Origin of the sequence: Caballeronia eucalypticola (assembly GCF_047608185.1) — a bacterium.
In the GTDB taxonomy this organism is placed as follows: domain Bacteria; phylum Pseudomonadota; class Gammaproteobacteria; order Burkholderiales; family Burkholderiaceae; genus Caballeronia.
Window position 1 is genome coordinate 62,977 of record NZ_JBLKRU010000026.1, and the last position, 26,732, is coordinate 89,708.

21 protein-coding genes are annotated in these 26,732 nt (G+C 59.9%); 8 read left to right on the forward strand and 13 right to left on the reverse strand.

Annotated features, from left to right (window positions below; genetic code table 11):
* Positions 1 to 137 precede the first annotated feature (137 nt).
* The 4 genes from ACMX25_RS26075 to ACMX25_RS26090 are packed head-to-tail and all read right to left on the reverse strand — an operon-like array spanning position 138 to position 3,649.
* Complete coding sequence (locus ACMX25_RS26075; protein ID WP_414952894.1) at positions 138 to 1,430, reverse strand: NAD(P)/FAD-dependent oxidoreductase; 1,293 nt, start codon at positions 1,428 to 1,430, stop codon at positions 138 to 140.
* Between the two features lie 9 nt (positions 1,431 to 1,439).
* Positions 1,440 to 2,186: an amino acid ABC transporter ATP-binding protein gene (locus ACMX25_RS26080; protein WP_414952895.1), complete on the reverse strand. Its 747-nt coding sequence runs from the start codon at positions 2,184 to 2,186 to the stop codon at positions 1,440 to 1,442.
* On the reverse strand, positions 2,183 to 2,851 hold the full coding sequence (locus tag ACMX25_RS26085; protein ID WP_414952896.1) for an amino acid ABC transporter permease: 669 nt from the start codon (positions 2,849 to 2,851) through the stop codon (positions 2,183 to 2,185). The genes ACMX25_RS26080 and ACMX25_RS26085 overlap by 4 nt, the downstream gene beginning before the upstream one ends.
* Positions 2,852 to 2,881: 30 nt before the next feature.
* On the reverse strand, positions 2,882 to 3,649 hold the full coding sequence (locus tag ACMX25_RS26090; protein ID WP_414952897.1) for an ABC transporter substrate-binding protein: 768 nt from the start codon (positions 3,647 to 3,649) through the stop codon (positions 2,882 to 2,884).
* A gap of 179 nt (positions 3,650 to 3,828) precedes the next feature.
* Here ACMX25_RS26090 and ACMX25_RS26095 point away from each other — a divergent pair, with 179 nt between their 5' ends.
* Positions 3,829 to 4,653: an IclR family transcriptional regulator gene (locus tag ACMX25_RS26095; RefSeq protein ID WP_414952898.1), complete on the forward strand. Its 825-nt coding sequence runs from the start codon at positions 3,829 to 3,831 to the stop codon at positions 4,651 to 4,653.
* 63 nt (positions 4,654 to 4,716) lie between these two features.
* Here the strand turns inward: ACMX25_RS26095 and ACMX25_RS26100 are convergent, their stop codons facing one another.
* The 4 genes from ACMX25_RS26100 to ACMX25_RS26115 form a co-directional block, all read right to left on the reverse strand.
* Positions 4,717 to 5,253 (reverse strand): YMGG-like glycine zipper-containing protein, encoded by a 537-nt coding sequence (locus ACMX25_RS26100; protein ID WP_414952899.1) that lies wholly within the window; start codon positions 5,251 to 5,253, stop codon positions 4,717 to 4,719.
* Positions 5,254 to 5,278: 25 nt separating this feature from the next.
* Positions 5,279 to 5,653, reverse strand: coding sequence for a hypothetical protein (locus ACMX25_RS26105; protein WP_414952900.1), 375 nt, complete (start codon positions 5,651 to 5,653; stop codon positions 5,279 to 5,281).
* 620 nt (positions 5,654 to 6,273) lie between these two features.
* A complete protein-coding gene (locus tag ACMX25_RS26110) occupies positions 6,274 to 6,969 on the reverse strand; it encodes an anti-sigma factor family protein (protein WP_414952901.1) in 696 nt (231 codons plus the stop codon).
* Positions 6,959 to 7,567: an RNA polymerase sigma factor gene (locus tag ACMX25_RS26115; protein ID WP_414952902.1), complete on the reverse strand. Its 609-nt coding sequence runs from the start codon at positions 7,565 to 7,567 to the stop codon at positions 6,959 to 6,961. Before ACMX25_RS26115 ends, ACMX25_RS26110 begins: the two co-directional genes overlap by 11 nt.
* Positions 7,568 to 7,868: 301 nt before the next feature.
* On the opposite strand from ACMX25_RS26115, the gene ACMX25_RS26120 reads away from it, so the two are divergent.
* A complete protein-coding gene (locus ACMX25_RS26120) occupies positions 7,869 to 8,834 on the forward strand; it encodes a metallophosphoesterase family protein (RefSeq protein ID WP_414952903.1) in 966 nt (321 codons plus the stop codon).
* Between the two features lie 29 nt (positions 8,835 to 8,863).
* Positions 8,864 to 9,229, forward strand: a complete 366-nt coding sequence (locus ACMX25_RS26125; protein ID WP_414952904.1) for a cupredoxin domain-containing protein — start codon at positions 8,864 to 8,866, stop codon at positions 9,227 to 9,229.
* A gap of 4 nt (positions 9,230 to 9,233) precedes the next feature.
* Here ACMX25_RS26125 and ACMX25_RS26130 read toward each other — a convergent pair whose 3' ends face one another.
* Together ACMX25_RS26130 and ACMX25_RS26135 are read right to left on the reverse strand one after the other, a co-directional pair.
* Positions 9,234 to 10,319: an aldose epimerase family protein gene (locus tag ACMX25_RS26130; protein WP_414952905.1), complete on the reverse strand. Its 1,086-nt coding sequence runs from the start codon at positions 10,317 to 10,319 to the stop codon at positions 9,234 to 9,236.
* Between the two features lie 11 nt (positions 10,320 to 10,330).
* Positions 10,331 to 11,539 carry a XylR family transcriptional regulator gene (locus ACMX25_RS26135; RefSeq protein ID WP_299704489.1) on the reverse strand — a complete coding sequence of 403 codons (1,209 nt, stop codon included), beginning with the start codon at positions 11,537 to 11,539 and terminating at the stop codon, positions 10,331 to 10,333.
* 1,332 nt (positions 11,540 to 12,871) lie between these two features.
* Here ACMX25_RS26135 and xylA point away from each other — a divergent pair.
* From xylA to ACMX25_RS26160, 5 genes are all read left to right on the forward strand, one after another.
* Positions 12,872 to 14,188: a xylose isomerase gene (gene xylA, locus ACMX25_RS26140; RefSeq protein ID WP_414952906.1), complete on the forward strand. Its 1,317-nt coding sequence runs from the start codon at positions 12,872 to 12,874 to the stop codon at positions 14,186 to 14,188.
* Positions 14,189 to 14,357: 169 nt separating this feature from the next.
* Positions 14,358 to 15,398, forward strand: a complete 1,041-nt coding sequence (xylF, locus tag ACMX25_RS26145) for a D-xylose ABC transporter substrate-binding protein (RefSeq protein ID WP_414952907.1) — start codon at positions 14,358 to 14,360, stop codon at positions 15,396 to 15,398.
* Positions 15,399 to 15,501: 103 nt separating this feature from the next.
* Positions 15,502 to 17,058: a D-xylose ABC transporter ATP-binding protein gene (gene xylG / locus ACMX25_RS26150; protein ID WP_414952908.1), complete on the forward strand. Its 1,557-nt coding sequence runs from the start codon at positions 15,502 to 15,504 to the stop codon at positions 17,056 to 17,058.
* Complete coding sequence (locus ACMX25_RS26155; RefSeq protein ID WP_414952909.1) at positions 17,055 to 18,254, forward strand: sugar ABC transporter permease; 1,200 nt, start codon at positions 17,055 to 17,057, stop codon at positions 18,252 to 18,254. The genes xylG and ACMX25_RS26155 overlap by 4 nt, the downstream gene beginning before the upstream one ends.
* A 126-nt stretch (positions 18,255 to 18,380) precedes the next feature.
* Positions 18,381 to 23,255 (forward strand): NAD-glutamate dehydrogenase, encoded by a 4,875-nt coding sequence (locus ACMX25_RS26160; protein WP_414952910.1) that lies wholly within the window; start codon positions 18,381 to 18,383, stop codon positions 23,253 to 23,255.
* A gap of 46 nt (positions 23,256 to 23,301) precedes the next feature.
* Here ACMX25_RS26160 and tdh read toward each other — a convergent pair whose 3' ends face one another.
* The 3 genes from tdh to ACMX25_RS26175 form a co-directional block, all read right to left on the reverse strand.
* A complete protein-coding gene (gene tdh / locus ACMX25_RS26165) occupies positions 23,302 to 24,330 on the reverse strand; it encodes an L-threonine 3-dehydrogenase (protein WP_414952911.1) in 1,029 nt (342 codons plus the stop codon).
* A gap of 24 nt (positions 24,331 to 24,354) precedes the next feature.
* The gene (locus ACMX25_RS26170; protein ID WP_414952912.1) at positions 24,355 to 25,554 is read right to left on the reverse strand and encodes a glycine C-acetyltransferase; all 1,200 of its coding nucleotides are present in this window, start codon (positions 25,552 to 25,554) and stop codon (positions 24,355 to 24,357) included.
* Positions 25,555 to 25,860: 306 nt separating this feature from the next.
* Positions 25,861 to 26,658, reverse strand: coding sequence for an ABC transporter substrate-binding protein (locus ACMX25_RS26175; protein WP_414952913.1), 798 nt, complete (start codon positions 26,656 to 26,658; stop codon positions 25,861 to 25,863).
* Between the last annotated feature and the right edge of the window lie 74 nt (positions 26,659 to 26,732).

Sequence of the window (26,732 nt, forward strand, 5' to 3'; positions counted from 1 at the left end):
CGACGTTTGACCCATTGCGTGAGCCGTGCAACTGCCCCACAACCGGCCGGAACCTATCCAATGAATTTACGCTTGTTCGGTTCGCGGAGGTCTTTTTTTTCGCCAGGCGGCGTACGTCAGCCGTTATCAGAAAGTTGTCAGGAAAGTGCATCCAGCAAGCCGTACCACGCCACGCCCGCACTGATATAAACGCGCTGCAGCGCATGAAAGGGAATGGGCTTGATCGATGTGGGCGGGAGGGGCAAACCCTGTGCCGCACCGCTCATGAACGCGGCCAGATGTTTGCCCAAGGTTGTCGCCATTGCAATGCCGCGTCCGTTGTAGCCCAGCGCGATGGTCAAGCCCTCGGCCGGCGTGTGCACATGCGGCAGGAAATCGCGTGTAATGGCAATGCGTCCCGCCCATCGGTACTCGTATTCGATACCCTCGAGTTGCGGATACATCAACCGCGCCGCGCGTTCAAGATGCGCCCAATCAGCAGCAGTACGCGGCTCGCGGAAGGGGCCTCGACCGCCCATCAGCAAGCGGCCTGCAGCGTCCTTGCGGAAGTACAGCAAGAGCCGCCGCGAGTCCGACGCAACCTCGCGTCCAGGCAGAACGGTCGCTGCAATATCGTCGGGTAAAGGCTGGGTTGCAACAATGAAACTGTTCGCCGCAATCACTGATTGGGCGAGGCCGGGCCAAAGCGCATCGGTATAACCGTTGGTCGCGAGCAGCACCTGTTTTGCATCGATGACAACACCGCTTGCACATCGCACACGCCAGCCGTCGGAACTTCGTTCGAGTGCAACAGCGCGCGTGGCCCCGTGAATAGCGACACCTGCCGCCTTCGCCGCACGTGCCAATCCTCGCGCGTAACTCAAGGGCTGCACGCTGCCGGCGCGTTTGTCGATCCAGCCGCCTATGAAGGTTTCAGTGCCGAGCCGCTTCGCAACTTGCGCGCGGTCGAGTAGTTCGACCGGCGCACCGCGCGCTTCCCACTGCCGCGCGCGGGCGTGCAGCGTGCCAAGCAGCTTGTCGGAATGCGTAGGTTGAATCCAGCCGTGGCGCGTGGCATCGCATTGGATCTGGTGGCGTTCGATCAGGTCGAAAACCGTATCAGCGGCCTTGCCCGCGATCTGCGCGAGGGCTTCGCCATCGCGTGAACCATATCGGCGGACGAGTTCATCTGGATCGTATTTGAGCCCGGGGATCACCTGACCGCCGTTGCGGCCGGAGGCGCCCCAGCCCGGTTCGCTGGCATCGATCACGCAGGTTTTCAAACCCTGCGCGGCGAGATGCAAGGCGCTCGACAGACCGGTATAACCCGCCCCGACAATCAGCACATCGGTCTTGATGGAGGTATCGAGCGGCGGGGTATCGACGGCCGGTTCCGCAGTCGCGGCCCAGAGAGAGGGCGGCAACGGTCGTGCAACTTCAACAAGGCTCATGGTGGATATTCAGGTCGAAGGCGCATCGGAGGAGGTGAGCACCCGGCGCAGGAAATCGCGCGTGCGAGGATGTTGAGGACGTTCGAGCAGATCGGCTGCGGCGCCTTCCTCGCAGATCGTGCCGTCGTAGAGAAAGCACACCCTGTCGGCCACTTCGCGTGCAAAACTCATTTCGTGCGTGACGACAATCATCGTCATGCCGTCGTAGGCAAGTTGGCGCATCACGCTCAGGACTTCGCCGACCAACTCGGGATCGAGAGCAGAGGTCGGCTCGTCAAACAGAATGGCCTTGGGCTCCATGGCGAGCGCGCGGGCGATCGCCACGCGTTGCTGCTGTCCACCCGACAGCTCCGACGGATAGGCATCCATACGATGCCCCAGCCCGACCTTGTCGAGCAGATGACACGCCTTGTGGCGGGCTTGCACCCGGTCTTCTTTTTTCACGAACACCGGGCCTTCGCAGACATTTTCCAGCGCGGTACGGTGAGGCCACAGGTTGAAGCGCTGGAACACCATGCCTACTTGCATGCGCAATTCGTGAATGTGTTTCGAGCGGGCATCGACTGCATGGCCGTCCACGGTGACCGTGCCGGCGTCATGCGTTTCCAGGCCGTTGATGCAACGCAGGAGCGTCGATTTACCCGACCCCGACGGGCCGATCAGACAGACCACCTGACCCGCTTCAACGTTGAGGCTGACGCCCTTCAGCACTTCCTGATCGTGGAAACGCTTATGGATTGATTCGACCTTGATCATCGTTTCCCCTTGAGGCCGAGGCGGCGTTCGAGGCGGCGTTCGAGGCGGCGCAAGCCATAGACGAGCGGCAAGCTGAGCCCGAGGTACAGCAACGCGACGAGCGTGAATACCGTCATGTTCTGGAACGTCGACGATGCGATCAATTGTCCGGCACGCGTCATCTCAGCGACCGTGATGGTGGAGGCGAGCGACGAGTCTTTCAGCATCATCACGAGCGTGTTGCCGTAGGACGGCAGTGAAATCTTGAACGCCTGCGGCAACACTACCCGCCGCATGATCAGCGCGCCGCGCATGCCGATGGATTGCGCGGCCTCTATCTGCCCGTGATCGATCGCCTGGATACCCGCACGAAAATTTTCGGCCTGATAGACGGAATAAGCGATCCCAAGACCGATAAACCCCGCCTGGAACGCTGACAAACGCACGCCGAGATCGGGCAGCACGAAGTAGATATAGAAGAGCTGGACGATGATCGGCAGGCCGCGGATCACGTTGATGAACGTCGACGCCGCGTGCGAGGCGAACTTGTTCGACGACACGCGCATCAGCGCCAGCAGGAGCCCGAGCAGCGTGCTCAGGATGAACGAGCAGAAGGTGATCTCGATCGTGACGACCGCGCCTTTCAGCAGGATCGGCAGGAACTCGATGGCGTTCTGGAAGAACATGGCTCTATCCTCTATGTGCTGAGGATGTCTTTATTCCACCTGCCATTTCTTGATGATCTGCATCAGGGTGCCGTCCGCCTTGATCTTCTTGATGCCCGCGTTCAACTGGTCAAGCGTGGCCGTGTCGCCTTTGCGGACAACGAAGCACACCTGTCCCACCACCTCCGGCCGATACTCCTTGACCAGCCGCAATTGCGGATTCGGGTTGTGCTGAAGCTGGTAGGCAATGATCGGATGGTCGCCGAAGCCGGCCTTGATGCGCCCGAGCGCGACGTCGCGCATGATGTCGGCGACCGAATCGTAGGTACGCACTTCCTTGAAAATGCCCTTCTTGTTCAGCGCGTCGACGAACGCCGTGCCCACTTGAGCGCCGACCACTTCGCCTTTGAGCGAATCCATTGTCGGGTATTTGCCGGTGTCGTCGGCGCGCACGATGAGGCCTTCGCCATACGAATAAACGGTGTCAGAGAAGTCGACGACCTGCTGGCGCGCAGGCGTCTTCAGCATCGCGGCCGAAATGATGTCGATCTTCTTGGTCGTCAGCGACGGAATTAGTGAGGAGAACGTGGTTTGTTCAATGCTGACGTCAAAGCCTGACGCCTTCCCGGTCGCGGTGATCGCATCGACCAGCAAGCCCTGGATCGAGTTGGACTTGACGTCGAGGAAGGTGAACGGCACGCCCGTGGCAGTGGCTCCGACCGCATAACTAGGGGTGGCGGCCATCGACCGCGCCGGCGCGCCCGCGAGCAGCAATCCCGTTACGAAGACACAGGCGAAGCGTTTGACGAACTGGTACATGAGGCTCTCCACTCATTAGGAAGGAACAATTGGACAGACCAATCGAAAAATCGTTTATTGACGTTTTGAGTATCTTATTCGAGACAATAAAATCGTCAATCGAAATATGCGTATCGATATTCGATATGATAGTGTTGCATAATGATCTCGAAGCGTGAGCCACACAATTGGGTGAATCCATGAAGCGAAGCAAACCGGGCGTTCAAACGGACGTGCCTGCAATCACCGACGATGCACCCGACGCACTGTTTAATCAGTCGGTGGAGAAGGGCATTGCGGTGCTGCGCGCATTCAGCGCACAGCGGCGGACTATGACGCTTCCCGAAGTGGCGGAGGCGACGTCGATCACGAAGAGTTCGGCGCAGCGGATGATCTACACGCTGGAAAAGCTGGGGTATGTGAAGAAGCATCCGCGCACGAAGCGCTACCAGCTGGCGGCGAAGGCGATGCAGATCGGCTTTAACTATCTGGCCGCGGATACGCTGATTGATGTTGCCAATCCGTTCCTGTCGGAGCTGACAAACGTGACGGGAGAGACGACCAATCTGACGGAGCCTGATGGCGTCGAGATGGTGTATGTCGCGCGCTTTGTATGCACGAAATTCCTGCCGATTCACATGCCGATCGGCAGCCGCATCCCCATGTATTGCACTGCGTCAGGAAGGGCTTATCTGGCGGCATTGCCGGAGGACGAGTCACGTGCGCTGCTGGAGCGGAGTGACCGTGCGACGCATACGCAATACACGGTGACAGATCTCGGCGAGATTGATTTGCGGCTGGCGCAAGCACGGCTTAGCGGGTACGCGCCGAACAAGGAAGAGTTGTTTATCGGCGATATGACGATTGCCGCGGCCGTAGTTGATGGGGAGCGGCGGCCGGTGGGATCGGTGCATGTTGTTGCGCCCACGAGCCGCTGGACGCTCGCCGAAGCGGAACTGCGCCTGGCGCCGGCAGTCATTGATTGCGCGCGCGGAATCAGCAATTCGATCCGCACGCTGGGATAAGAATTTCGTTCGCACTCCACCAACAGAACCTCTCGACCGGGCGCGAACGAAATCAAGCTTTCTTCAATAGCCCGGCGGCGGAGGCGGCGGCATCCCCGGAGGCGGTGGCGGGGGCGGAGGCTGCGTCGAATAAACGCCCTGTGGCGGCGGTGCGCTCATCATGCGCCCACGCATTGGCACCCGGTCACCATTCGCATACATGCACTGCAGATACGCGTAGTCGTAGCGGCGCTGCACGTCATAGGCCGAACCTTGTGCGTTGGACGCGCCGAACATGCTGCCGGCCAGCAAACCGGCGCCGGCACCCACCGCTGCGCCCGAACCGCCGCCGAACGCCGCGCCTGCTGCCGCGCCCAGCGCCGTACCAACCACCGCACTGCCCACCGCGGTATTGGTCGTGGATTGATTGGCCTGGTCGCCACCCACCTGTCCATAGGCGAACTGACGACATGAACCATCGTCTGCGCGGAACTGGTCGAAAGTCTTGCCAGTACCGGGGAGGGCCATCACGCTCGGTCCCGATGGCACGACGGCGCAGCCGCCCAGAATGCCTAGCGAAACCCCCATTGAAACGAGTAATACAAGTCTTGGATACTTCATGACGCTTTGACCTTCCGTTCAAGAATTACTGAGAGTTGCCTGGTTGCGGCGCGACGGGGCGCCAGCCGGCCGGGCATTCCTTCACATATGGGTAATACGCTTTCGATGCCTCGCAGTAGTACCAGGAACCTCCTTGCTGTCCTGAGACATCAACTGACGGGCCCGGACCCTGCATGGGTTCTTGCACCTGTCCCTGTTCGACATAATTAACCGGCGGAGGCGCCGGTACGGTCACGATTGCAGGCGCGTAAGGGTAGTAATACGGAACCGGCGCGACCGGGTAGTAATAAGGCACGCCCACCCCGACACCCACGAAAACCCGTGCATTCGCCGGCCCGCAAATGCAGGCCGCGGTTACTGCCACCGCCGCCAGCGGTAGCCAAGAATTCAGGCGTTTCACGACATTTCTCCCAACCTGGTTTGACGACAAATCCTTAACCCTTGCTTCGTACTCTTTGTACTATAAGCAGTTATCGGACCGACTCGAAACACTGCATCAAGGGAGCACAACTGAACGCTAATTCAGTTGAACACGAAGTGCCATTACAGACGTTACGCGTCATTTTTCCGATCGTTACAAAACTGCGTTTTATGCGTCTATTCGAAAGATAATCGACAGCGTTAAGTAATATGTTTTGGGTGAAAACCAGTCGGAAAATCATTTGTTTTTTCGCGCGGCGGCGCGGGTTGCAGGCATTCGCTTAAGCGATCCAGCAGCACGGGTCTTACAACTGAAAACGATTATCTCGCCCGATAATTCCCGATGCGCAGTGTTGTTTACATGAGACGCTGAATAGCCTTCAGGCACAAGCGAGCGATTGGTTAGGGAGAATGTGCTGATGCAGCGACTAACGCTGCTGTGGAAGACGCAAGACCGCGACGCCTTCTGGCGCCGGTAAAAAAATCGCTAGCCGAGGAGAGCGCAAAACGCGATGACGCTGCGGCCCAGCTGCGGTTCGTCCGGCGATCAGCAGACCAATGCTCCGCAGACCGCCGTTATCAAAGCCAACGCATTCCCGCTTACTGCCGCGTGCCGGCCCTAATTGCTTCAGCGAACCGCTTGAGGTAGACCGAGGATGCATCGCTGATTGCCCAGTACACCATGCCGTCCTGGCGCCACTCGACCAGCGAATATCCATCGTTGGATTGCGTGGTCAGAGGCGTGGACGACGGTCCGCTTTTGCCATGATCTTCAGGGAAGACATACAAATCGATCGGATGCTTCAGGTACCGGTAGATCATCACGGCAACCGGGCGATGATCCACGTAATCGAGCCGGCCGCCGACCAGCGGAAAGCCTTGCGCCTGCGGATCGACCACCGGCGGCGCATAGTCGATGCGCCCGTTGAACCAGGGCTTGACCGTGTGCTGATCGGTGGACACCACATCTATCGGGCGCTCCGATATCAGCGCCCGCACATGGCTCGATACGATCTCCTGTTGCAGGTCACCGCCACGGGTTGGCTGCTGGGTCCAGAGCAGCGTCAAGAAGACCAGCGAGCACAAGCCAATCCCTGCGACTCCTCCGCCGACGAACGGCAGTCCTGACATATGCCAGGACCAGTTCCAGGGCGACGGACTTTTCTTCGCTGTTTCCGCTTTCAACCGGGCTTGTACCTGCGCACGCAGGGATTCCGGAGCCCGTTCGTAAAGCGAGCCGTCACGCAGCTTTTCAGCGAGCGTTACATTGGACGATAAGTTGGATCTAGTTTCCACGCTTGGACTCCTCGGGACCGGCGGGTGGTTTTTTGACCAGACGTATTGCCTGCTGTTCCGGGCCGCCTTGCGCCGCTCGTACCGCCGCGCACAACAGGCGGCGCGCACGCGAAAGCCGCGACATGACGGTCCCCATGGGTATTCCCGCCACCGCCGCCACGTCCTTGTAGCTCATGTCTTCCAGCTCACGCAACACAATAACCTCACGATATTCAACCGGCAACGTAGCCAGCGCGCGATGCACGAGTTCGGTCTCGTCCTGCCGCACGGCGAGTTTCTCCGGATCGTCGCCGCTTTCATCGGCCCAGCCGGGAAGCTGATCGTCGACATTGAGCGAGTCGTCGTAGGGCGTGCCATCGGCGCGGTTATGTTGCCTGCGCCACTCGGTGAACCACGTGTTGCGCACGATCGCCAGCAGCCAGGCGCGCGGATTGTCGCCCTCGTAGCCATCGAAGAAACGAAAGGCTCTCAGGAAGGCTTCCTGCACGACGTCGTCGGCATCCGTAGGACTGCCGCTCAACCAGCGGGCAAGGTTATACGCCGCGTCCAGATGCGGCAGCATCACCGCGTCAAAGCGATTCGGCGAGGGCTTCGCCATCGGTACTCTCCCTGGCAACCGATGTTGCCGCGGAACGTAATGAACAGGCGTCACGCGCTCATGCGAATGACGGGTCGCCGGTCGGCGCAGACCACGGTATTGCGGTACCGAAGCACCACGATGCAAGAGGCCGGCTCTCAATTGACCTTACCGGCCGGCTTCCCGATTTATTCCCGATTATGGGAGTTTGGCGAAAAAATTTACCGGGAATAAAGCGATGAACGCCTGAGTTTGGTGGGCATGGAGCGATACACACCGACGTGCAACTCCGTTTTGTACACCCACCCATCAGGAGCCGTTCATGCCCGACCTCGACAAGAAAATCCTACCACCGGAACCCCTCACGGAACACGGCGCCAGACGGCGCACCGCCCTGACTTGCATGGCGTGGGCCGGTGCGGGCATGCTGTGGACCATGAACGGCGGCGTGCCGGGCTCGAAGCTGATCAGCGGCACTGCGGAGGCGGCCGAAGTCAATCGTCATGCGTTTAGCTTCGTGCAGATCAGCGACAGTCATATCGGCTTCAACAAGGATCCGAACGTCGACCCGGCGGGTACCTTGAAAGAAGCCGTCGACAAGATCCGCACAAGCTCCGAGAAGCCCAAGTTCATCATTCATACCGGCGACATCAGTCATCTGTCCAAGCCCGACGAGTTCGATACCGCCACGCAGATCATCCAGAGCGCAGGGCTGGACGTGCACTACGTTCCGGGTGAACACGATGTTCTCGTCGACGACGGCGGTTCATATTTCGAGCGCTTCGCCAAACCGGCGGACCCGAAGTGGTACAGCTTCGACCAGGGCGGGGTGCATTTCATCGGCTTGACGAATGTGCTGGATCTGCGTGGCGGCGGCCTGGGATTTCTCGGCGATGAACAACTGACGTGGCTGAAGAAAGACCTGCAGGGGCGTACGAGCAGCACGCCAATTGTGGTGTTCGCGCATATCCCGCTTTGGTCTTTGTATCCGCAGTGGGGCTGGGGCACCGATGACAGCGCTCAGGCGTTGAGCATGATGAAGCGGTTCGGCTCGGTGACGGTGCTCAACGGCCACGTGCATCAGGTCGCGCAAAAGGTTGAAGGCGAGATCAGCTTTTACTCCGCGTTGTCGACCGCGTTCCCGCAGCCGGCGCCGGGCACGGCGGCAGGCCCCGGTCCGATGAAAGTCGCCGCCGACACGTTACGCAAGATGCTGGGCGTGCGTTCGGTCAACTATATCCCGGGCAAGGCTGATCTGGCCGTTGTCGACACGCGGCTCAGTGCATGAGCGCCAACGTGAACAAGTGGAGAACGGTGATGACAATGCCTGCGTCGCGGCGTGTGGGAATGGTTAAGCGGGTCGCTAAAACGATCACCGCATTGTGGGTTGCAATCGCACTGACGGCTGCGCCCGCATTCGCCGATACAAAACCGGCCACCGTGGTAATCGACAACTTTTCATTTAGTCCTGCTCAGTTGTCGGTCGCGGCCGGGTCGACCGTGACGTGGGAGAACCATGACGATATGCCTCATACCATCGTCGATGATGCAACGCCACGCGAGTTCAAATCGGCGCCGCTCGATTCCGGGGACCACTTCTCACAGACGTTCACGAAGCCCGGCACATACAAGTATTTCTGTTCGATCCACCCGCACATGACGGGCACGATCGTCGTGAAATAAGGGGCTATTGTTGTAGACCGAGCCGGTACCACGTGACTTGCCGGTACGGCTCACCGGGCCGCACGATCACGCTGCCCGCGTCCGCCATGTTGACCTGATTCGGGAACGCGCCGGCCTGGAGACAGAGGCCGGCGTGCTTGCCGTAACGCTGTCCATGCCGTCCCACGATGCCATCGAGATGATTGCCGGTGTAGAACTGAACACCGGGTGCGTTGGTGCCCATCGTCAATTCGCGGCCGCTGCCGGGGTCGTAGAGCCGCACGACAGGTTTGAGCGTCTTGCCGCTTTCGCCCACGACATAACAATGATCGAAACCGCCTGCGCGCGCGAGCTGATCGTGCGGCCAGTCGAGGCGTGCGCCAAGCGGAGCGCTGGCGCGAAAATCGAACGCATGGCCCGCGACCTGCGCGCGGCCTTCAGGGATCAGCGCGTCGTCGACTTCGAAGAACGTGTCGGCATCGATGGAGATGACGTGGCCGCGGATATCCGCGGTTTCATCGCCCGACAAGTTGAAGCACGCGTGGTTCGTCAGGTTGAGCGGCGTAGGCGCATCCGATACCGCCTCATATGCGAGCGTTAGCGTGCCGTCGTCGTCGAGCGTATAGCGCAATGTAGTCGATACGTTGCCAGGGAAACCCGCGTCGCCCTCCGGGGACTCATGGGTGAGGACCAGTGCGCCGTCTACTTCCTGTGCGTCCCACAGTGCGCGATGAAAACCTGCCGCGCCGCCATGCAGCAAGTTGTGGCCTTCGTTGCGATCGAGGGAATACGCGACGTTATCGAGTGCGAAACGCGCGTTCTCGATACGGTTTGCCCAGCGTCCGATCACGCCGCCCAGATAAGCATGGCCCGCGAAATATTCGGCAGGCGTGTCGTGACCGAGCAGGACATCGGCCACGCGTCCCGCGCGATCGGCGGTATTCCACGAGACCAACGTGGCACCGAGATCGCTGATTGCGACGCGCATGCCGTGCACATTGCGCAGCGTGAACAGGCGCGCAACATCGCCGCCGGGCAGCGCTCCCCAGCGTTCAACACTGACGCGCGCGGAGCCGGGGCGGAGAGGGGTGGGCATATCGGCGAGGTACATGAAGAGCGGGATCAGCCGGGTTGTGCACAGGGCGCGACCGGCAGGCGTTCCTGATATTCGCGCGGCGTGCAGTCCAGCTCGCGACGGAACACGGCGTACATGTATTGCAGCGACGTGAAGCCGCAGCGGATGGCTACTTCGGCACTCGATAGATCGTGACGCGCGAGGAGTTGCTTCGCGATATCGAGTTTGTGGTTCAGGATCTCCTGGTGGACGGTGCAGCCGAGTTCGCGGCGGAAGTGATCTTCCAGCGACGAGCGCGACACGCCGACGTAATCGGCCACTTGTTCAGTCTTGATGCCTTGACACCCGTATTGCCGGATGTAGTGCCGCGCACGCATGACATAGGGGCTTGAGACCGGTTGATGCTTGGTTGATTCAAGCACGTTGATACCGACCGGCGGCACGAGGATGCGCCTGCCGTGAAAGCGTGCGCCGCCCAGCATCTGGTGCAGCAGATGCGCTGCGGTCCGGCCCATTTCCTCGGTTCCCTGGATCACGGAAGACAGTGGAATGCGGGTGAGCGAGCGCGTCAGCGGGTCGTTGTCTATGCCGATGATGGCCACTTGCTCAGGCACGGGAATACCCGATATGAGGCACGCCTGCAGCAGATGCCGCGCGCGGGCATCGGTCACGGCGATCACGCCCACGGGCTTCGGCAAGCTCTCGAGCCACGAGGTCAGTTGCGCGCTTGCCTGGCTCCAGACTGGTGCGCTGGTGGGCAGGCCGCGATGGATATCTGCCTCCAGCCCATCGGCTGCCAGCAGCGCCTTGAAGGCCAGTTCGCGCTCTTGCGCCCAGCGGTTTTCGGGCGCTTCGGGCAGGCTGTAAAGCGCGAAACGCTGCAAGCCGGCGCCGATCAGATGCGTGTAGGCAAGCGACATCAGCTTTGCATTGTCGGTGGCGATATACGGCAGTCTGGCGGGATAACACGCCGGGTCCGCATAAGACGAACCTACGGCGACCACAGGCAATTGCGAATCGCCGAGCGCTTCGGCGACGGCTGGATCGTCGAAATCCGCGATGATGCCATCGCCTTCAAAACGTTCGATGCCGTTGAGCCGGCAGCGAAAATCCTCCTCGAGGAAGAGGTCCCATGCAACGCGCGTGGACAGCAAATAATTGCCGATGCCGGTAATGACCTCGCGGTCATACACCTTGTTCGCGTTGAACAGGAGTGCGATCCGGTGCGAAGCCTGAGCGGTCTGTGGTCGTGTCATCGGGCTCCAGGGGACTGTACGTGCCGCTGCGTTGCGATATCCACAATCGTCTCCGTTGCGGCGCAATATGCGCCTGTTATTTTTCGGGTGTTTTTAGTGTTTGCTGATTTTAGGCCTGTGCGTCGGCTGACCGCTAGCCTGATTTTCACTTAGCGGTGTTGTGATATTGGGGGGCGTTTGGGTCGGTTTGTGGGGGGGCAGGGGATTTGGGATTTGGGATTTGGGTCAGCGGTCGGGGTCAATGGCGGGTTGCACGGGTTCTGCGTTCGCGGTCTGGTTCATTGCCGGGTTGCTGCTTTCCAGGTCTTCCCGCATTTAGTGTTGGCTTATTTCTTTACCACTATTAGCCACTGCGCGTGGCGGCGCGTCATTTCTTTGTCCAAAGCGACAAAGAAACGAAGCAAAGAAAGCGCTTTTAAAACACGCTACCCTAAGTGTCCACAGCGTGCAGTTCCATTTCATGGGTGCCCCAAAAGCACGGTGCTCGCCAGAGCCACGGATGTGTGAACCCCTCTTTCTCCGAACACGGATACCCCACGCTTCGCCACCAGTGACTGAACCTGCCAAGGAGCACCCCGCGCTATCCGCCTAGAACCATCCTCCGAATTTGTACGCATCCCGAACGACAACGCTAACCCACCTTGAGACAAGGCCTCCAAAATGCGTGGGGCCATATCTAACGAAAACGTCTATGCACCGTCCAACCGAGTCACCGCAATTTGAAGCAGTAAATGCACGTCAGGCTGTGATCCGCGAAGCTGGCCACGCGCCTCTGCTGCGCAGGCCACTCAACCACGCTCCTAAGAAACAAAGCCTCAAAAGCGCGTGAGGCCGTGCTGGTTTGTGGAACACTGGTGCTAGCCCGAGAGCGTACGGGGCGAAGCGTTTTACTGTCAGGATTCGCGAGAAGGAGGGGTTCACACATCCGGTGCTCTTGCGAGCACCGTGCTTTTGGGGCACCCATGAATCAAAACTGCACGCTGTGGACACTTAGGGTAGAGCGGTGAAAGCGTTTTCTTTGCTTCGTTTCTTTGTCGCTTTGGACAAAGAAATGACGCGCCGCCACGCGCAGTGGCTAATAGTGATAAAGAGAAAATCCGACTCTCGCAGACCACTAACCGTGAAAGCAGCAACCCGGCAATGACCCAGACCGCTAACCCAGAACCCGCGCACCCCGGCATAAACCCCAACCGCTAACCCAGAAACCTACCACTCCAACACTCCCCGACCGCCCCCCATCAAGAAACACCATGAACGCTGGCGGATTTCGCAATTGCCCACCCATCGACGATGCTGGCAGCATGGTGTCACATCAAAAAAGAAGGAGACGCCATGTCATATTTCGAACATCTGCCGGCCGTGCGGTACGAAGGCCCCGAGTCCAACAATCCTTTTGCCTTCCGTCATTACGACCGCGACAAGCTGGTACTCGGCAAGCGCATGGAGGATCACTTGCGGCTGGCGGTCTGCTACTGGCACACATTCGTATGGCCCGGCGTAGACATGTTTGGGCAGGGAACCTTTCACCGCCCGTGGCAGCAACCCGGCGACCCCATAGAACGAGCCCATGTAAAAGCCGACTCGGCGTTCGAGTTTTTCTCGAAACTGGGCGCGCCGTACTACACCTTCCATGACACAGACGTGTCACCCGAAGGTGACAGCATCAAGCACTACGTGAATAACTTCAAAGGCGTGACGGACTATCTGGCGGCCAAGCAGGAAGAGACAGGCATCAAGCTGTTATGGGGTACGGCGAACCTGTTCTCGCATCCGCGTTACGCAGCCGGCGCAGCCACCAATCCGAACCCAGAAGTGTTTGCGTTCGCGGCCACCCAGGTATTCCAGGCGCTTGAGGCCACCCACAGGCTCGGCGGCGAAAACTATGTGCTATGGGGCGGCCGGGAAGGATACGACACGTTGCTGAACACGGATCTCAAACGCGAACGCGATCAGCTTGGCCGCTTCCTCAACATGGTGGTGGAGCATAAGCACAAGACGGGTTTCAAAGGCGCCTTGCTGATCGAGCCGAAACCGCAAGAGCCGACCAAGCACCAATACGATTACGACGTCGCCACGGTCCACGGTTTCCTCGCGCAGTTCGGCTTGCAAAATGAAATCCGCGTGAACATCGAAGCGAATCACGCAACGCTTGCAGGACATTCGTTCCATCACGAGATCGCGACGGCTTACTCACTCGGCATCTTTGGCAGTGTCGACGCAAATCGCGGCGATCCGCAAAACGGCTGGGACACAGACCAGTTTCCGAACAGCGTCGAAGAGGTGACCCTGGCGCTCTATGAAATCCTGCGACACGGCGGCTTTAGCAGCGGCGGCATGAATTTCGATGCCAAGGTACGGCGCCAAAGCGTAGCGCCGGAGGATTTGTTCTTCGGGCACATCGGCGCCATCGATGTCATCGCCATCGCGCTTGAACGGGCAGCCACGCTGGTCGAAAACGACAAGCTCGCCGAGTTCAAGACCCAGCGTTATGCGGGTTGGGACACGGAATTTGGCCGCAAGATACTGTCGGGCGGTTACTCTCTCGAATCGCTGGCGATGGATGCGCTGGCACGCCGTGTTAACCCTCAGCATGTGAGCGGGCAACAAGAGCAACTCGAAAATATCGTCAACCGGGCTATATACAAGTAACCCGAACAAATAGTTAGTAAAACCGACGACCGCGAACATTCGATTCGTGGCGCAAGCAGCAGGCGCACGCAGTAGGTTCCGCCGACGTCCCTTCTCTCGCACATGCGTTGCCCTGACCGGCCGCGCAGGGAGACGTATCGGCCCGTCAACCATAAAAAAGGAGTGAGACATGAAGTCTGTGAAGCGGTCTGTGAAACGCCGTGCCGTACTCGGGACGCTGGTCTGTGGAGCGATGTTCGCCACGCTGACCGTGCTTCCTACCCTGGCTCATGCGAGCAAGGACAAGCCTGAAATCGGCTTCTGTATTGACGATTTGCGAGTCGAGCGCTGGTCGCGTGACCGGGATTATTTCGTGGCCGCCGCCACGAAGCTGGGCGCCAAGGTATCCGTCCAATCCGCCGATGCCAGCGAAGAACGGCAGATATCGCAGATTGAAAACCTGATCTCGCGCGGCGTCGATGTCATCGTGATCGTGCCGTTCAATTCGAAAACCCTCGGCAATGTAGTGGCCGAAGCGAAGAAGGCGGGCATCAAGGTGGTGTCGTATGACCGCCTGATCCTCGACGCGGATGTGGACGCCTATATCTCCTTCGACAACGAAAAGGTCGGCGAAATGCAGGCGCAAGGCGTATTCAATGCGCAGCCCAAGGGTAACTACTTCATGCTCGGCGGCGCACCCACCGACAACAACGCAAAGATGCTGCGTGAAGGGCAGTTGAAGATATTGAAGCCGGCCATTGATCGCGGCGACATCAAGATTGTCGGCCAGCAATGGGTGCCGGAATGGAGCGCCGCGACCGCGCTGCGCATCACGGAAGATGCCCTGACCGCGAACAACAACAAGATCGACGCCATTGTGGCGTCCAATGACGGCACCGCAGGCGGCGCCATTCAAGCGCTGGCCGCGCAGCACCTCTCGGGCAAGGTGCCTATCTCCGGACAGGATGCTGACCTGGCGGCAGTCAAGCGCCTGGTGGACGGCACGCAGACCATGACTGTCTATAAACCGCTGAAACTGATTGCGGGCGAAGCGGCCAAACTGGCGGTGGATCTGGCGAAAGGACAGCAACCGGCCTTTAACGCGAAATACGACAACGGCATGAAGCAGGTCAACACCGTGTTGCTGCAGCCGACGCTCCTGACCAAGAGCAATGTCGATACCGTGGTGAAGGACGGCTTCTATACGCAAGCCCAGTTGGCAGGGAACTAAGCACTCTGCTGCGTCATGCCGGGCGTGAGGGCTCCTTAACGTTTAACGTATAACGCTTACGTTGGGGCCTTCACGCTGATTCACTGTCCAGGATAAAAACCGCATGGCAAACGCGCTGCTGGAAATGCACGGCATCGTCAAGACGTTTGGCGGTGTGAAGGCGCTTGATGGTATTGACCTCGTGGTCTCGCCCGGGGAATGCGTCGGTTTGTGCGGCGAAAACGGCGCAGGTAAATCGACGCTGATGAAAGTGCTGTCCGGCGTCTATCCGCACGGTACGTGGGAAGGAGAAATTCTCTGGGAAGGTAAGCCTTTGCAGGCATCGACTATCCGCGAAACAGAGGATGCCGGCATTGTCATCATCCACCAGGAATTGATGCTCGTGCCGCAGTTGTCCGTCGCGGAAAACATCTTCCTCGGCAATGAGATCACGCTGAGCGGCGGCCGGATGAACTACGCCGCCATGTATCAGCGCGCCGACGAATTGCTGCGCGAACTGAACATCAGCGGCATCAACGTGGCTCAGCCGGTGATGAACTATGGCGGCGGCCATCAGCAACTGATTGAAATTGCCAAGGCGCTGAACAAGCGCGCGAAGTTGCTGATCCTCGATGAACCATCGTCGTCGTTGACAGCGAGCGAAATCCGCATCTTGCTGGACATCGTGCGTGATCTCAAGAAGCGGGGCGTGGCTTGCGTGTACATCTCTCACAAGCTCGACGAGGTGGAAGCGGTCTGCGACACCATCACGGTAATCCGCGACGGCAGGCATGTCAGCACGCAGCCCATGAAGGATCTGAGCACCGACAAGATCATCGCGATGATGGTCGGCCGCGAGATCAAGAACCTGTTCCCGCGCGAGCCGCACGACATTGGCGAAGTGATCTTCGAGGCGCGTCATGTGACTTGCTTCGATGTGACCAACCCGCGGCGCAAGCGCGTTGACGACGTCTCGTTTTCGCTGCGCAAGGGCGAGATTCTCGGCGTTGCCGGACTGGTCGGCGCAGGGCGCACCGAGCTGATGCAGGCGATCTTCGGCGCGTACCCGGGCGTCAGCGAGGCTGAGGTTTATCTGAACGGCAAGCGCCTCAAGATCAAGACCCCCGCCAATGCAATTGATGCCGGTATCGGCATGGTGCCTGAAGACCGCAAGCGTCACGGCATCGTGCCGCAACTGGGTGTGGGGCATAACATCACGCTGGCCGTGCTAAACCGTTTTGCAAAGGGCGGCCGCATAGATTCCGCTGCCGAACTCGACACGATCCATACAGAAATGAAGCGGCTTTCCGTGCGTGCCGCGACGCCAATGCTCTCTATTGCCAGCCTTTCCGGCGGCAATCAGCAGAAGGCCGTGCTGACCAAGATGCTGCTGACCGACCCAGAAATTCTTATCCTCGATGAACCCACGCGAGGCGTCGACGTAGGCGCCAAGTTCGAGATCTACAAGCTCATGTTCGCGCTGGCCCGGCGCGGCGTGTCGATCATCGTGGTGTCGTCGGAACTGAACGAAGTGCTTGGCGTGAGCGACCGCGTGCTCGTCATAGGCGAAGGCCAGCTGCGCGGCGACTTCATCAATGAAGGGCTCACGCAGGAACACATCCTGGCGGCAGCCATCCGCGCGACCCCACAGACAAACTCTTTTCAAGCGAGCGTCGCATGACTCCTGACGTCACCTCGTCGCCTAAACGCAGCGCCACCGGCAGCTCCAACTCCACATCCGGGCAGCGCTTCAAGCAGCTTTTCACGCGATACAAGTTGCTCGCATTGCTACTGGCTGTCACGGTCATCTGGATCTTCTTTTCCTTCCTCACGGATGGCGCGTTTGTCACGCCACGCAACCTGTCGAACCTGCTGCGGCAGATGTCGATCACCGGCATGCTCGCGTGCGGCATGGTGTTCGTGATCATCTCGGGCGAGATCGATCTATCGGTTGGATCGCTGCTCGGACTGCTCGGCGGCGTGGCCGCCATTCTCGATGTCTCGCATCACTGGCCGATCCAGTTCACGGTGCCGGCGGTCATGCTGCTCGGCATCGCCATCGGCATGTTCAATGGCTGGTGGTCGACGTATCTGCGGGTGCCATCGTTCATCGTCGGGCTTGGCGGCATGCTGGCTTATCGGGGTGTGCTGCTCGGCGTGACTGGCGGTTCGACGATCGCGCCGGTGTCCAGCAACCTAGTGTTTATCGGCCAGGGATATTTGCCGCGCATGGCGGGCAATGCGCTGGCTGTCGTGCTGTTTGCGTTGCTCGTTTCGCTCACTGTGCGCCAGCGTCAGAACCGCCTGCGTTACAAGCTGCCGGTCGTGCCGCTGTGGCAGGACGGCGTGAAGATCGTAGCGGCGGGGCTCGTGCTGGTCGCGTTCGTGACTACGCTTAACCGGTACGGCGGTATTCCCGTACCGGTGTTGCTGCTGCTCGCGTTGCTCGGTATTTTCACCTATATCGCTACGCAGACCGTGTTCGGCCGACGCATTTATGCAGTCGGTTCAAACCTCGAAGCAACGCGTTTATCCGGCGTGAATACGAACCGAGTGAAGCTGATGATCTTCGCGTTGATGGGCCTGATGTGCGCGCTTGCCGGACTCGTCAACACGGCACGGCTGGCGGCCGGGTCGCCATCGGCGGGAACGATGGGCGAGCTCGACGCTATCGCCGCGTGCTTTATCGGCGGGACGTCCATGCGCGGCGGGTCAGGGACCGTCTATGGCGCGTTGATCGGGGCGCTGGTCATGGCGAGCCTGGACAATGGCATGTCCATGCTCGATGTGGATTCGTATTGGCAGATGATCGTGAAGGGCGGCATCCTCGTGCTCGCGGTATGGATCGATGTCGTGTCGGGCTCCAATCAGCGTTAGGGTCAACGTTAAGATTAAAGATAAGGTCAGCGTCTGAGGGTTTCCGCGGACGGTGCTTCTTGCGCTCAAGTGTCACAAAACTTGGCGCATAATTCGAGCACCGAACGCGCCAGACCGGGAGACGACATGCTGACCAAGAGCGAAGAACGCGTTGCGCACCTTCTCACCGACGTAGTCGACTTTGCACGGGGACGGCTTCCAGAGCCCGCGTTCAATGTCGTTGAGCCCCTCCTGAGCCACTACTACGAGCTTGCAGACCCAGAAGACGTCCAGAGCCGCGATATAGCCGATCTCTACGGTGCGGCCATGGCGCATTGGCAGACGGCGCAGAAATTCACGACGGGCCGCGAGGTCCTGCGAGTCTACAACCCCAACCTCGAACAACACGGCTGGCATTCCGATCACACGGTAGTCGAGATCGTCAACGACGACATGCCGTTCCTCGTCGACTCGGTCACCATGGCGGTCAACCGTCTCGGTCTCGCGATGCATTCAGCCATTCATCCGGTGTTCCGGGTCTCTCGCGACGCAAGCGGGGCGATCACGCGCATTGCGCTGGGACACGTCGACAACGGCGATCCGCAATCGCGCCTTGAATCGTTTATCCATTTTGAAGTGGACCGTTGCGGCGAAGCAGCAAAACTCGACGGGTTGCGCAGCGACATCGCGCGCGTACTGGGCGACGTACGTGCATCGGTTGAGGACTGGCCGAAGATCGTCGAGGTCGCGCGTTCAACCATAGGTGAGATGAAAGCGCGCGAGACCAGCGCGGACGGCGTGGAAGCGCGCGCGTTCCTGGAGTGGATGGTGGCGGATCATTTCACCTTCCTCGGTCACCGCGACTATGAACTCATCACGCAAGACAACGGCTTCGCGTTGCGCGGTGTGCCGGGCTCCGGCGCGGGACTGTTGCGTGAAAGCCTGCGCCCGTCTTCAGCTGATAACACCACGCCTCTGCCTCCAGCCGCCGCGGCCATCATCAACGGCACCGCGCCGATCTTTCTCACCAAGGCCAACTCACGCGCGACCGTACATAGGCCGGGTTATCTGGACTACGTTGGCGTGAAGCGCATTGGCGCGGACGGCAAGGTGATCGGCGAGCGGCGGTTCATTGGCTTGTACACGTCCACTGCGTACCTGGTTCCTACGTCCGAGATCCCGATCGTCCGGCGCAAATGCGCGAACATCTTCAGGCGTGCAGGGTTTCTTGCGAAGGGGCATCTGCATAAGTCGCTAGTGACCGTGCTCGAACAATATCCGCGCGAAGAACTCTTCGAAGCGGATGAAGACGACCTGTTCGATATCGCGCTCGGCGTGCTGCGTTTGCAGGAGCATCAGCGCACACGGTTATTCGTGCGGCGCGACCGGTTCGACCGCTTTGTTTCATGCCTTGTGTTCGTGCCGCGCGACAAGTTCAATACGGACTTGCGCAAGCGTATCGCGAAGGTGCTCATGGAGGCGTTCAACGGCAAGAGCATCGAGTTCACCCCGCTGTTGTCAGAGTCTCCACTCGCGCGCATCTACATTACGGTGCGCTCCGATAAAGGCACGATCCCCGAAGCCGATACGCGCGAACTCGAGCAGCGGATCGTGCAGGTCGCGCGCCGCTGGCAGGACGATCTGGCGGATGCGTTGATCGACAGCTTCGGCGAGGAGCAGGGCAACCGGCTTCTGAATCGATACGCGGATTCGTTTCCGGCGGGTTATCGCGAGGATTATCCGGCTCGCACAGCAGTACGCGACATCGAACTGATCGAGCAGACGCAAGTGAGGGAAGGCGGTCTGGCGATGAGCCTTTACAGGCCGATTGAAGCGGGACGCCGGGCGTTTCGATTCAAGGTGTACCGCGTGGGCGACCCGATTGCGTTGTCTCATAGCCTGCCTATGCTGGAGCATCTCGGCGTGCGTGTAGATGAAGAACGGCCGTACCGGATCGAACCGCTAGGCGCGCCGCACGCGTGGATACACGACTTCGGCCTGGAGCTTGCCGACGACGTGGAATTCGATATCGATCGCGTCAAGGAGCTGTTCGAGAACGCGTTCGCCAGCGTCTGGACGGGTGAAGTCGAGAACGACGGATTCAACAGACTGGTCCTGCGCGCGCAACTCGGCGCCCGTGACGTGACTATCCTGCGGGCTTACGCGAAGTATCTGCGGCAAGTGGGGTCTACCTTCAGCGACGCCTATATAGAACGCGCGCTCACCGGCAACCCGGCGATTGCGCGCAAGTTGCTTGAACTGTTTTTGGTGCGCTTCAATCCAGCGCTTCCCGGGGTGGTCGGTGATAACCCTCAAAGCCGTGAGCTTCGCGACACGCGCACGCAACACGTGCTGGCCGAAATAGAAACCGCGCTCGACAACGTACCGAATCTCGACGAAGACCGCATCCTGCGGCAGTTCCTTGGCGTGATCAACGCGACCGTCCGAACCAACCACTTTCGTAAGGATGCCGAAGGTAAGCCCAAGCATTATTTGTCGTTCAAGCTCGATCCGTCGATGGTGCCGGGTCTGCCCGAACCCAAGCCGATGTTCGAGATCTGGGTCTATGCGCCGCGGGTTGAAGGCGTGCACTTGCGAGGCGGCAAGGTGGCGCGAGGCGGCTTGCGATGGTCGGATCGGCGAGAAGATTTTCGCACTGAAGTGCTCGGCCTCATGAAAGCGCAGATGGTGAAAAACACCGTGATCGTGCCGGTAGGATCGAAGGGCGGCTTTGTGGTGAAGAACCCGCCGCCGGTCACGGATCGCGAGGCATTCGCGCGCGAAGGCGTGGCGTGCTACCAGATGTTCCTGCGTGGTCTGCTCGACGTGACGGACAACCGCGTGGCCGGCGTAATCGTGCCGCCACCGGATACCGTGCGTCATGATCCCGATGACCCCTACCTTGTTGTCGCCGCCGACAAGGGCACAGCCACCTTCTCCGATTATGCGAACGCCATCGCGCACGAATACGGCTTCTGGCTCGACGACGCATTCGCGTCGGGCGGGTCGGTAGGCTACGACCACAAGAGAATGGCGATCACCGCGCGCGGCGCGTGGGAATCGGTCAAGCGCCATTCGCGCGAGATGGGCGTGGATACGCAGACGACCGATTTCTCGGTGGTTGGCATTGGCGATATGTCAGGCGATGTGTTCGGCAACGGCATGCTGCTCTCGCGCCATATCCGCCTGATCGCGGCATTTGATCATCGTCATATCTTCCTCGATCCGAACCCCGATACCGCAGCCAGTTTCAACGAACGCGAGCGGCTGTTCGCGCTGCCGCGATCGAGCTGGGCGGACTACGAAGCCTCGCTGGTTTCGGCCGGAGGCGGAATATTCCCGCGCACCGCGAAGACCATTGCACTGTCGCCGCAAGTCCAGGCCGCGCTCGACGTAACCGCGACCACGCTTGCGCCAAACGAGTTGATCCGCGCGGTCCTGTTGGCCGATGTACATCTGCTCTACAACGGCGGCGTGGGCACGTACGTCAAGTCGACGCGCGAGACGCCTGCACAAGTTGGCGATCGTACGAACGACGCCGTGCGCGTCAACGGTTCCGAACTGCGTTGCAAGGTGCTTGCCGAAGGGGGCAACCTTGGCGTGACGCAGCTTGGCCGTATCGAATACGCACAGCATGGCGGGCGTATCAACACGGACGCCATCGACAACTCCGCCGGCGTCGATTGCTCGGACCACGAAGTCAACATCAAGATCCTGCTGGGCCTGGTCGTAGCCGACGGCGAAATGACTGAAAAGCAGCGTAACGCGCTGCTGGCCGAGATGACCGATGAAGTCGGCTTGCTCGTCCTGAACGATAACTACGCGCAGACGCAGGCGTTATCGATTGCGAACCGCTACGTGGCCGAGATGCTCGACGGCGAGGCGCGGCTGATGCGCTGGCTCGAACGCGCAGGGCGGTTGAAACGCAAGATCGAGTTCCTGCCGTCGGATGAAGACATCACCGAACGTCAGGCGGCAAAGCTTGGGCTCACGTCGCCCGAGCGCGCCGTGCTGCTGGCTTACAGCAAGATGTGGCTGTATGACGAACTGCTCGCCTCCGATGTTCCCGAGGACGTGCTCGTCGCAGGCATGCTGCCTGACTATTTTCCGCTGCCCCTGCAGGCGCGTTACAGCGAGCCGATGCAACGCCATCCGCTCCGGCGCGAGATACTGGCCACGCACCTGACGAATGCGCTGATCAACCGGGTTGGCTGCACCTTCGTGCATCGGCTGATGGAAGAAACCGATGCGTGTCCGAGCGAGATCGTGCGCGCCTGCATCATGGGGCGCGATGTATTCGGCCTGAACGAGGTATGGCGCAATATCGACGCGCTCGACAATCGCGTGGCAGACGAAGTGCAGGCGAAAATGTTCGTCGATGTCGTGCGTTTGCTGGAGGGCGCGACGCTCTGGTTCCTGCGTCATCTGAAGGTCTCGACGCAGGACACGTGTCTCGCGACTGAACGTGTCGCGCGTTGTCGCGAAGCGGCTCAGAGGCTTGCGCCGCAGTTGCCGCATTTACTGCCTGCCGATGAACTCGATGGATGGACGGTGCGGCGTCGCGTGCTGGAGGAGGCGGGAGTTGAAAGTCCGCTGGCGGCGCTGGTGGCGAGCGGCGGGTTATCGACTGCGGTGCTGGACAGCGCTGAAGTGGCGGCCAGTTGTGACCGTAGCCTGGAGACCGTCGCGAGCGTTTATTTCGCCATCGGCACGTTGTTGAATTACAGCTGGATCGCCGAGCGGGCGATGGCGTTGCCGGCATCCACGCATTGGGATTTGCTGGCTCGCGCGGCTGCGTTGGAAGAGCTGGCTCGGCTGAAGCGTGCGTTGACGGTCAGTGCGCTCGAACAAACACGCGATATCGATACGCCGGAAGTGATCGTGGAAAACTGGCGGGCTAAAAGAGAAGCGGCGGTCGAACGCTATGCGCGTTTGCTGGCGGAATTGCGTGCAACAAGCGGCGCGAGTCTTTCGATGCTGCTGGTGGTGGTGCGTGAGATAGCGACGCTGGAACGTGCGTAGCTGCACCGGGCTGGAATCTCGCAGACATGACTCCAGCCCGGCAAAATCAAACCGTCCAGTCCAGAATCACCTTGCCGCTCTGGCCTGAGAGCATGGTCGCAAACGCCTCTTCATAGTCGTCCACCGCGAAGCTGTGCGTGAGGATAGGAGAGAGATCGAGTCCGCTCTGCAGCATGGCGACCATCTTGTACCAGGTCTCGAACATTTCCCGGCCATAGATGCCCTTGATCTCCAGCCCCTTGAATATCACCTGGGTCCAGTCGATCGCCATGTTCGCGGGCGGGATGCCCAGCAATGCCACCTTGCCGCCGTGATTCATCGCTTCGAGCAAGCCCGTGAACGCGCTCGGCACGCCGGACATTTCCAGCCCAACGTCAAATCCTTCGGTCATGTGCAGTTCGGCCATGACGTCGCGCAGTGACGTCTCGGACACATTCACCGCCTGGGTCGCCCCCATTTTGCGTGCGAGTTCCAGCCGGTAATCGTTCACATCGGTGATCACCACATTGCGCGCACCCACATGCTTGGCAATGGCCACTGCCATGATGCCGATGGGCCCTGCGCCCGTGATCAGCACGTCCTCGCCGACGAGATTGAACGACAGCGCTGTATGCGTCGCGTTGCCGAACGGATCGAAGATAGCGGCGAGGTCGTCGGAGATTTCCGGTGGAATCTTGAACGCGTTGAACGCCGGAATGACGAGAAATTCAGCGAACGCGCCGGGACGATTCACACCCACGCCCACCGTATTGCGGCACAGATGCCGACGTCCCGCTCGACAGTTCCTGCAGAATCCGCAGGTGATATGACCTTCACCCGACACGCGGTCGCCGATGGCGAAGCCGCGCACTTCCTGCCCCATCTCCACGATCTCGCCAACGTATTCGTGACCCACATGCATGGGCACGGGAATGGTCTTCTGCGCCCACTCGTCCCACTTCCAGATATGGATGTCGGTGCCGCAGATCGCCGTGCGCGTGATGCGGATCATCACATCGTTATGCCCGACTTCAGGCTTCTTGACGCGCGTCAGCGTCAGCCCCGGGCCACGTTCCAGTTTTGCGAGTGCTTTCATGGTTGTCCGATATGTCCCGATGTTTCAGATGATGCCCAGTGAACGGCCGACGCGCGCAAACGCATCGACCGCGCGATCGATCTGCGCCGGTGTATGCGCGGCGCTCATCTGAGTGCGGATACGGGCGCGTCCTTTCGGCACCACGGGGAACGAAAACCCGATGACGTAGACGCCTTCATGCAGCAGCGCGTCCGCCATGCGCGACGCGACCTGGGCGTCGCCGAGCATCACGGGGATGATCGGATGTTGGCCGGGCACAAGCGTGAACCCGAGCTTGCTCATGGCATCGCGGAAATGCGCGCCGTTCGCGGCCACGCTCGCGCGCAACCGGGCGCCTTCGTCGCTCGCCAGCAGTTCGAGCACCTTGAGCGTGGCGGCGGCAATGCTGGGTGTCAGCGTGTTCGAGAACAGATACGGGCGCGAGCGTTGCCGCAACAGTTCGACAATCTCGCGGCGCGCAGCCACATACCCGCCGGACGCACCGCCCAGCGCTTTGCCCAATGTGCCGGTGATGATGTCGATGCGGGACAGCACGCCGCAATGCTCTGGCGTGCCGCGTCCATGCTCGCCGATAAAGCCCACCGCGTGCGAGTCGTCGACCATGACCAGCGCGCCGTATCGATCGGCGAGGTCGCAGATGCCGGCAAGATTCGCGATGATGCCGTCCATCGAAAACACGCCGTCGGTGGCGATCAGCTTGAAGCGCGCACCGGCAGCATCGGCTTCGCGAAGCTTCGTTTCAAGATCGGACAGATCGTTGTTCTTGTAGCGATAGCGCTTGGCCTTCGACAAACGCACGCCGTCGATAATGCTCGCATGATTGAGTTCGTCGCTGATGATGGCGTCGGATTCATCGAGCAAGGTTTCGAACAGGCCGCCGTTGGCATCGAAGCAACTCGAGTACAGGATGCAATCGTCGGTCTGCAGGAAGCTGGCGAGTGCTTGCTCCAGTTCCTTGTGAACAGTTTGCGTGCCGCAGATAAACCGCACTGACGCCATGCCGAAACCGTCTCGGTCGAGGCCTTGTTTGGCGGCTTCGATCAGGCGGGCGTCGTTCGCAAGACCGAGGTAATTGTTCGCGCAGAAGTTCAGCATGTCGCTGCCGTCCGCCAGGCGGATATCGGCCGACTGCGGACTTGAGATCACGCGCTCGGACTTGTAAAAACCGTCGGCGCGAATTTGATCGAGCGTGCTGCGCACATGCGCAAGATAAGAATCATGCATGGATCATGCTCCTAAGTAATACGACTACCGCATACGACGACCGCACGGCAACGCCGTTTCGATGCTGAGGCTGCCAGTATGAAGGAAAATGCCATTCGCGCGAATAGTCACCGTAGTGCCGTTCACATGACTTGACGCCTGTGGCGAGAGACGCGCCGCGGTGCCAACGAGCCATTCGGGTTTGCCCCGGCGTTGCGAATCAATCTGGCGCGACTGCGCGCACAAGGGAACGCCAGGCATCATGCCGATGCCTGGCGTCTGCTTGGAAAACCGGCCCCACGTTGTAGGACCGGTAACGAAATGCTCTTACTTCACGACCACTTTCACGTCGAAGTATTTCGAACCAAGTTTGTCGATAGTGCCGTCGGACTTGAGATCCGTCAGCGCCTGATCGAGGGCGTCTTTTAGCGCGTGGTTGTTCTTCGCCACGCCGAAACCCACACCCGCGCCGAGCAGCTTTTCATCGACCACGGCCGGTCCGGCGAACGCGAAGCCCGCACCCTGCGGCGTCTTCAGAAAGCCCTTCGATGCCGCTTCCGCATCCTGGAACGCAGCATCCAGACGACCGGCTGCGAGATCCGCATAGACCTGGTCTTGCGCCTGATACGACACTACATCGATACCGGCCGTCGCCCACTTGGCCTTCGCGTAGGTTTCCTGGATCGACCCTTGCAGAACGCCGACGTGCGCGCCCTTCAGTCCATCGACCGTGGGCAGGATCCTAGTGCCTTTCTTCGCGATCAACTGGTTCGGAATGGCGTAGATCGGATTCGTGAAATTGATGGCGGCCTTGCGCTGGTCGGTGATGGTCATGTCCGAGTTGATCGCGTCGAACTTGCGTGCTTGCAAGGCCGGGATCAGGCCGTCGAATGAGTTCTCGACCCAGACACATTTGACCTTGAGCTTCGCGCAGACGGCGTTGCCGACATCGATATCAAAACCAATCAGCTCGCCGCTTGGCGACTTCGATTCGAACGGTGCATACGACGCCTCGACGCCAAAGCGGATTTCCTTGATATCCGCTGCATGCGCGCTTGACGCGGCGAATGAGGCGGCGAATGCCGTGCTGGCGGCAAGTGCGAAAGCAGCGACTTTATGATTCATCTGATAAACCTTCTTCAATGCATACCTCTCAGGAGTGGGGCGATGATTTTACGCGTTTGCATGATTGGTGCCGG

What these genes read in the sequence shown, in the direction of transcription:
- ACMX25_RS26075 (WP_414952894.1), bottom strand. Translation starts at nt 1,430, where the DNA reads ATGAGCCTTGTTGAAGTTGCACGACCGTTGCCGCCCTCTCTCTGGGCC.
- ACMX25_RS26080 (WP_414952895.1), bottom strand. Translation starts at nt 2,186, where the DNA reads ATGATCAAGGTCGAATCAATCCATAAGCGTTTCCACGATCAGGAAGTG.
- ACMX25_RS26085 (WP_414952896.1), bottom strand. Translation starts at nt 2,851, where the DNA reads ATGTTCTTCCAGAACGCCATCGAGTTCCTGCCGATCCTGCTGAAAGGC.
- ACMX25_RS26090 (WP_414952897.1), bottom strand. Translation starts at nt 3,649, where the DNA reads ATGTACCAGTTCGTCAAACGCTTCGCCTGTGTCTTCGTAACGGGATTG.
- ACMX25_RS26095 (WP_414952898.1), top strand. Translation starts at nt 3,829, where the DNA reads ATGAAGCGAAGCAAACCGGGCGTTCAAACGGACGTGCCTGCAATCACC.
- ACMX25_RS26100 (WP_414952899.1), bottom strand. Translation starts at nt 5,253, where the DNA reads ATGAAGTATCCAAGACTTGTATTACTCGTTTCAATGGGGGTTTCGCTA.
- ACMX25_RS26115 (WP_414952902.1), bottom strand. Translation starts at nt 7,567, where the DNA reads ATGGCGAAGCCCTCGCCGAATCGCTTTGACGCGGTGATGCTGCCGCAT.
- ACMX25_RS26120 (WP_414952903.1), top strand. Translation starts at nt 7,869, where the DNA reads ATGCCCGACCTCGACAAGAAAATCCTACCACCGGAACCCCTCACGGAA.
- ACMX25_RS26125 (WP_414952904.1), top strand. Translation starts at nt 8,864, where the DNA reads ATGACAATGCCTGCGTCGCGGCGTGTGGGAATGGTTAAGCGGGTCGCT.
- ACMX25_RS26130 (WP_414952905.1), bottom strand. Translation starts at nt 10,319, where the DNA reads ATGTACCTCGCCGATATGCCCACCCCTCTCCGCCCCGGCTCCGCGCGC.
- ACMX25_RS26135 (WP_299704489.1), bottom strand. Translation starts at nt 11,539, where the DNA reads ATGACACGACCACAGACCGCTCAGGCTTCGCACCGGATCGCACTCCTG.
- xylA (WP_414952906.1), top strand. Translation starts at nt 12,872, where the DNA reads ATGTCATATTTCGAACATCTGCCGGCCGTGCGGTACGAAGGCCCCGAG.
- xylF (WP_414952907.1), top strand. Translation starts at nt 14,358, where the DNA reads ATGAAGTCTGTGAAGCGGTCTGTGAAACGCCGTGCCGTACTCGGGACG.
- xylG (WP_414952908.1), top strand. Translation starts at nt 15,502, where the DNA reads ATGGCAAACGCGCTGCTGGAAATGCACGGCATCGTCAAGACGTTTGGC.
- ACMX25_RS26155 (WP_414952909.1), top strand. Translation starts at nt 17,055, where the DNA reads ATGACTCCTGACGTCACCTCGTCGCCTAAACGCAGCGCCACCGGCAGC.
- ACMX25_RS26160 (WP_414952910.1), top strand. Translation starts at nt 18,381, where the DNA reads ATGCTGACCAAGAGCGAAGAACGCGTTGCGCACCTTCTCACCGACGTA.
- tdh (WP_414952911.1), bottom strand. Translation starts at nt 24,330, where the DNA reads ATGAAAGCACTCGCAAAACTGGAACGTGGCCCGGGGCTGACGCTGACG.
- ACMX25_RS26170 (WP_414952912.1), bottom strand. Translation starts at nt 25,554, where the DNA reads ATGCATGATTCTTATCTTGCGCATGTGCGCAGCACGCTCGATCAAATT.
- ACMX25_RS26175 (WP_414952913.1), bottom strand. Translation starts at nt 26,658, where the DNA reads ATGAATCATAAAGTCGCTGCTTTCGCACTTGCCGCCAGCACGGCATTC.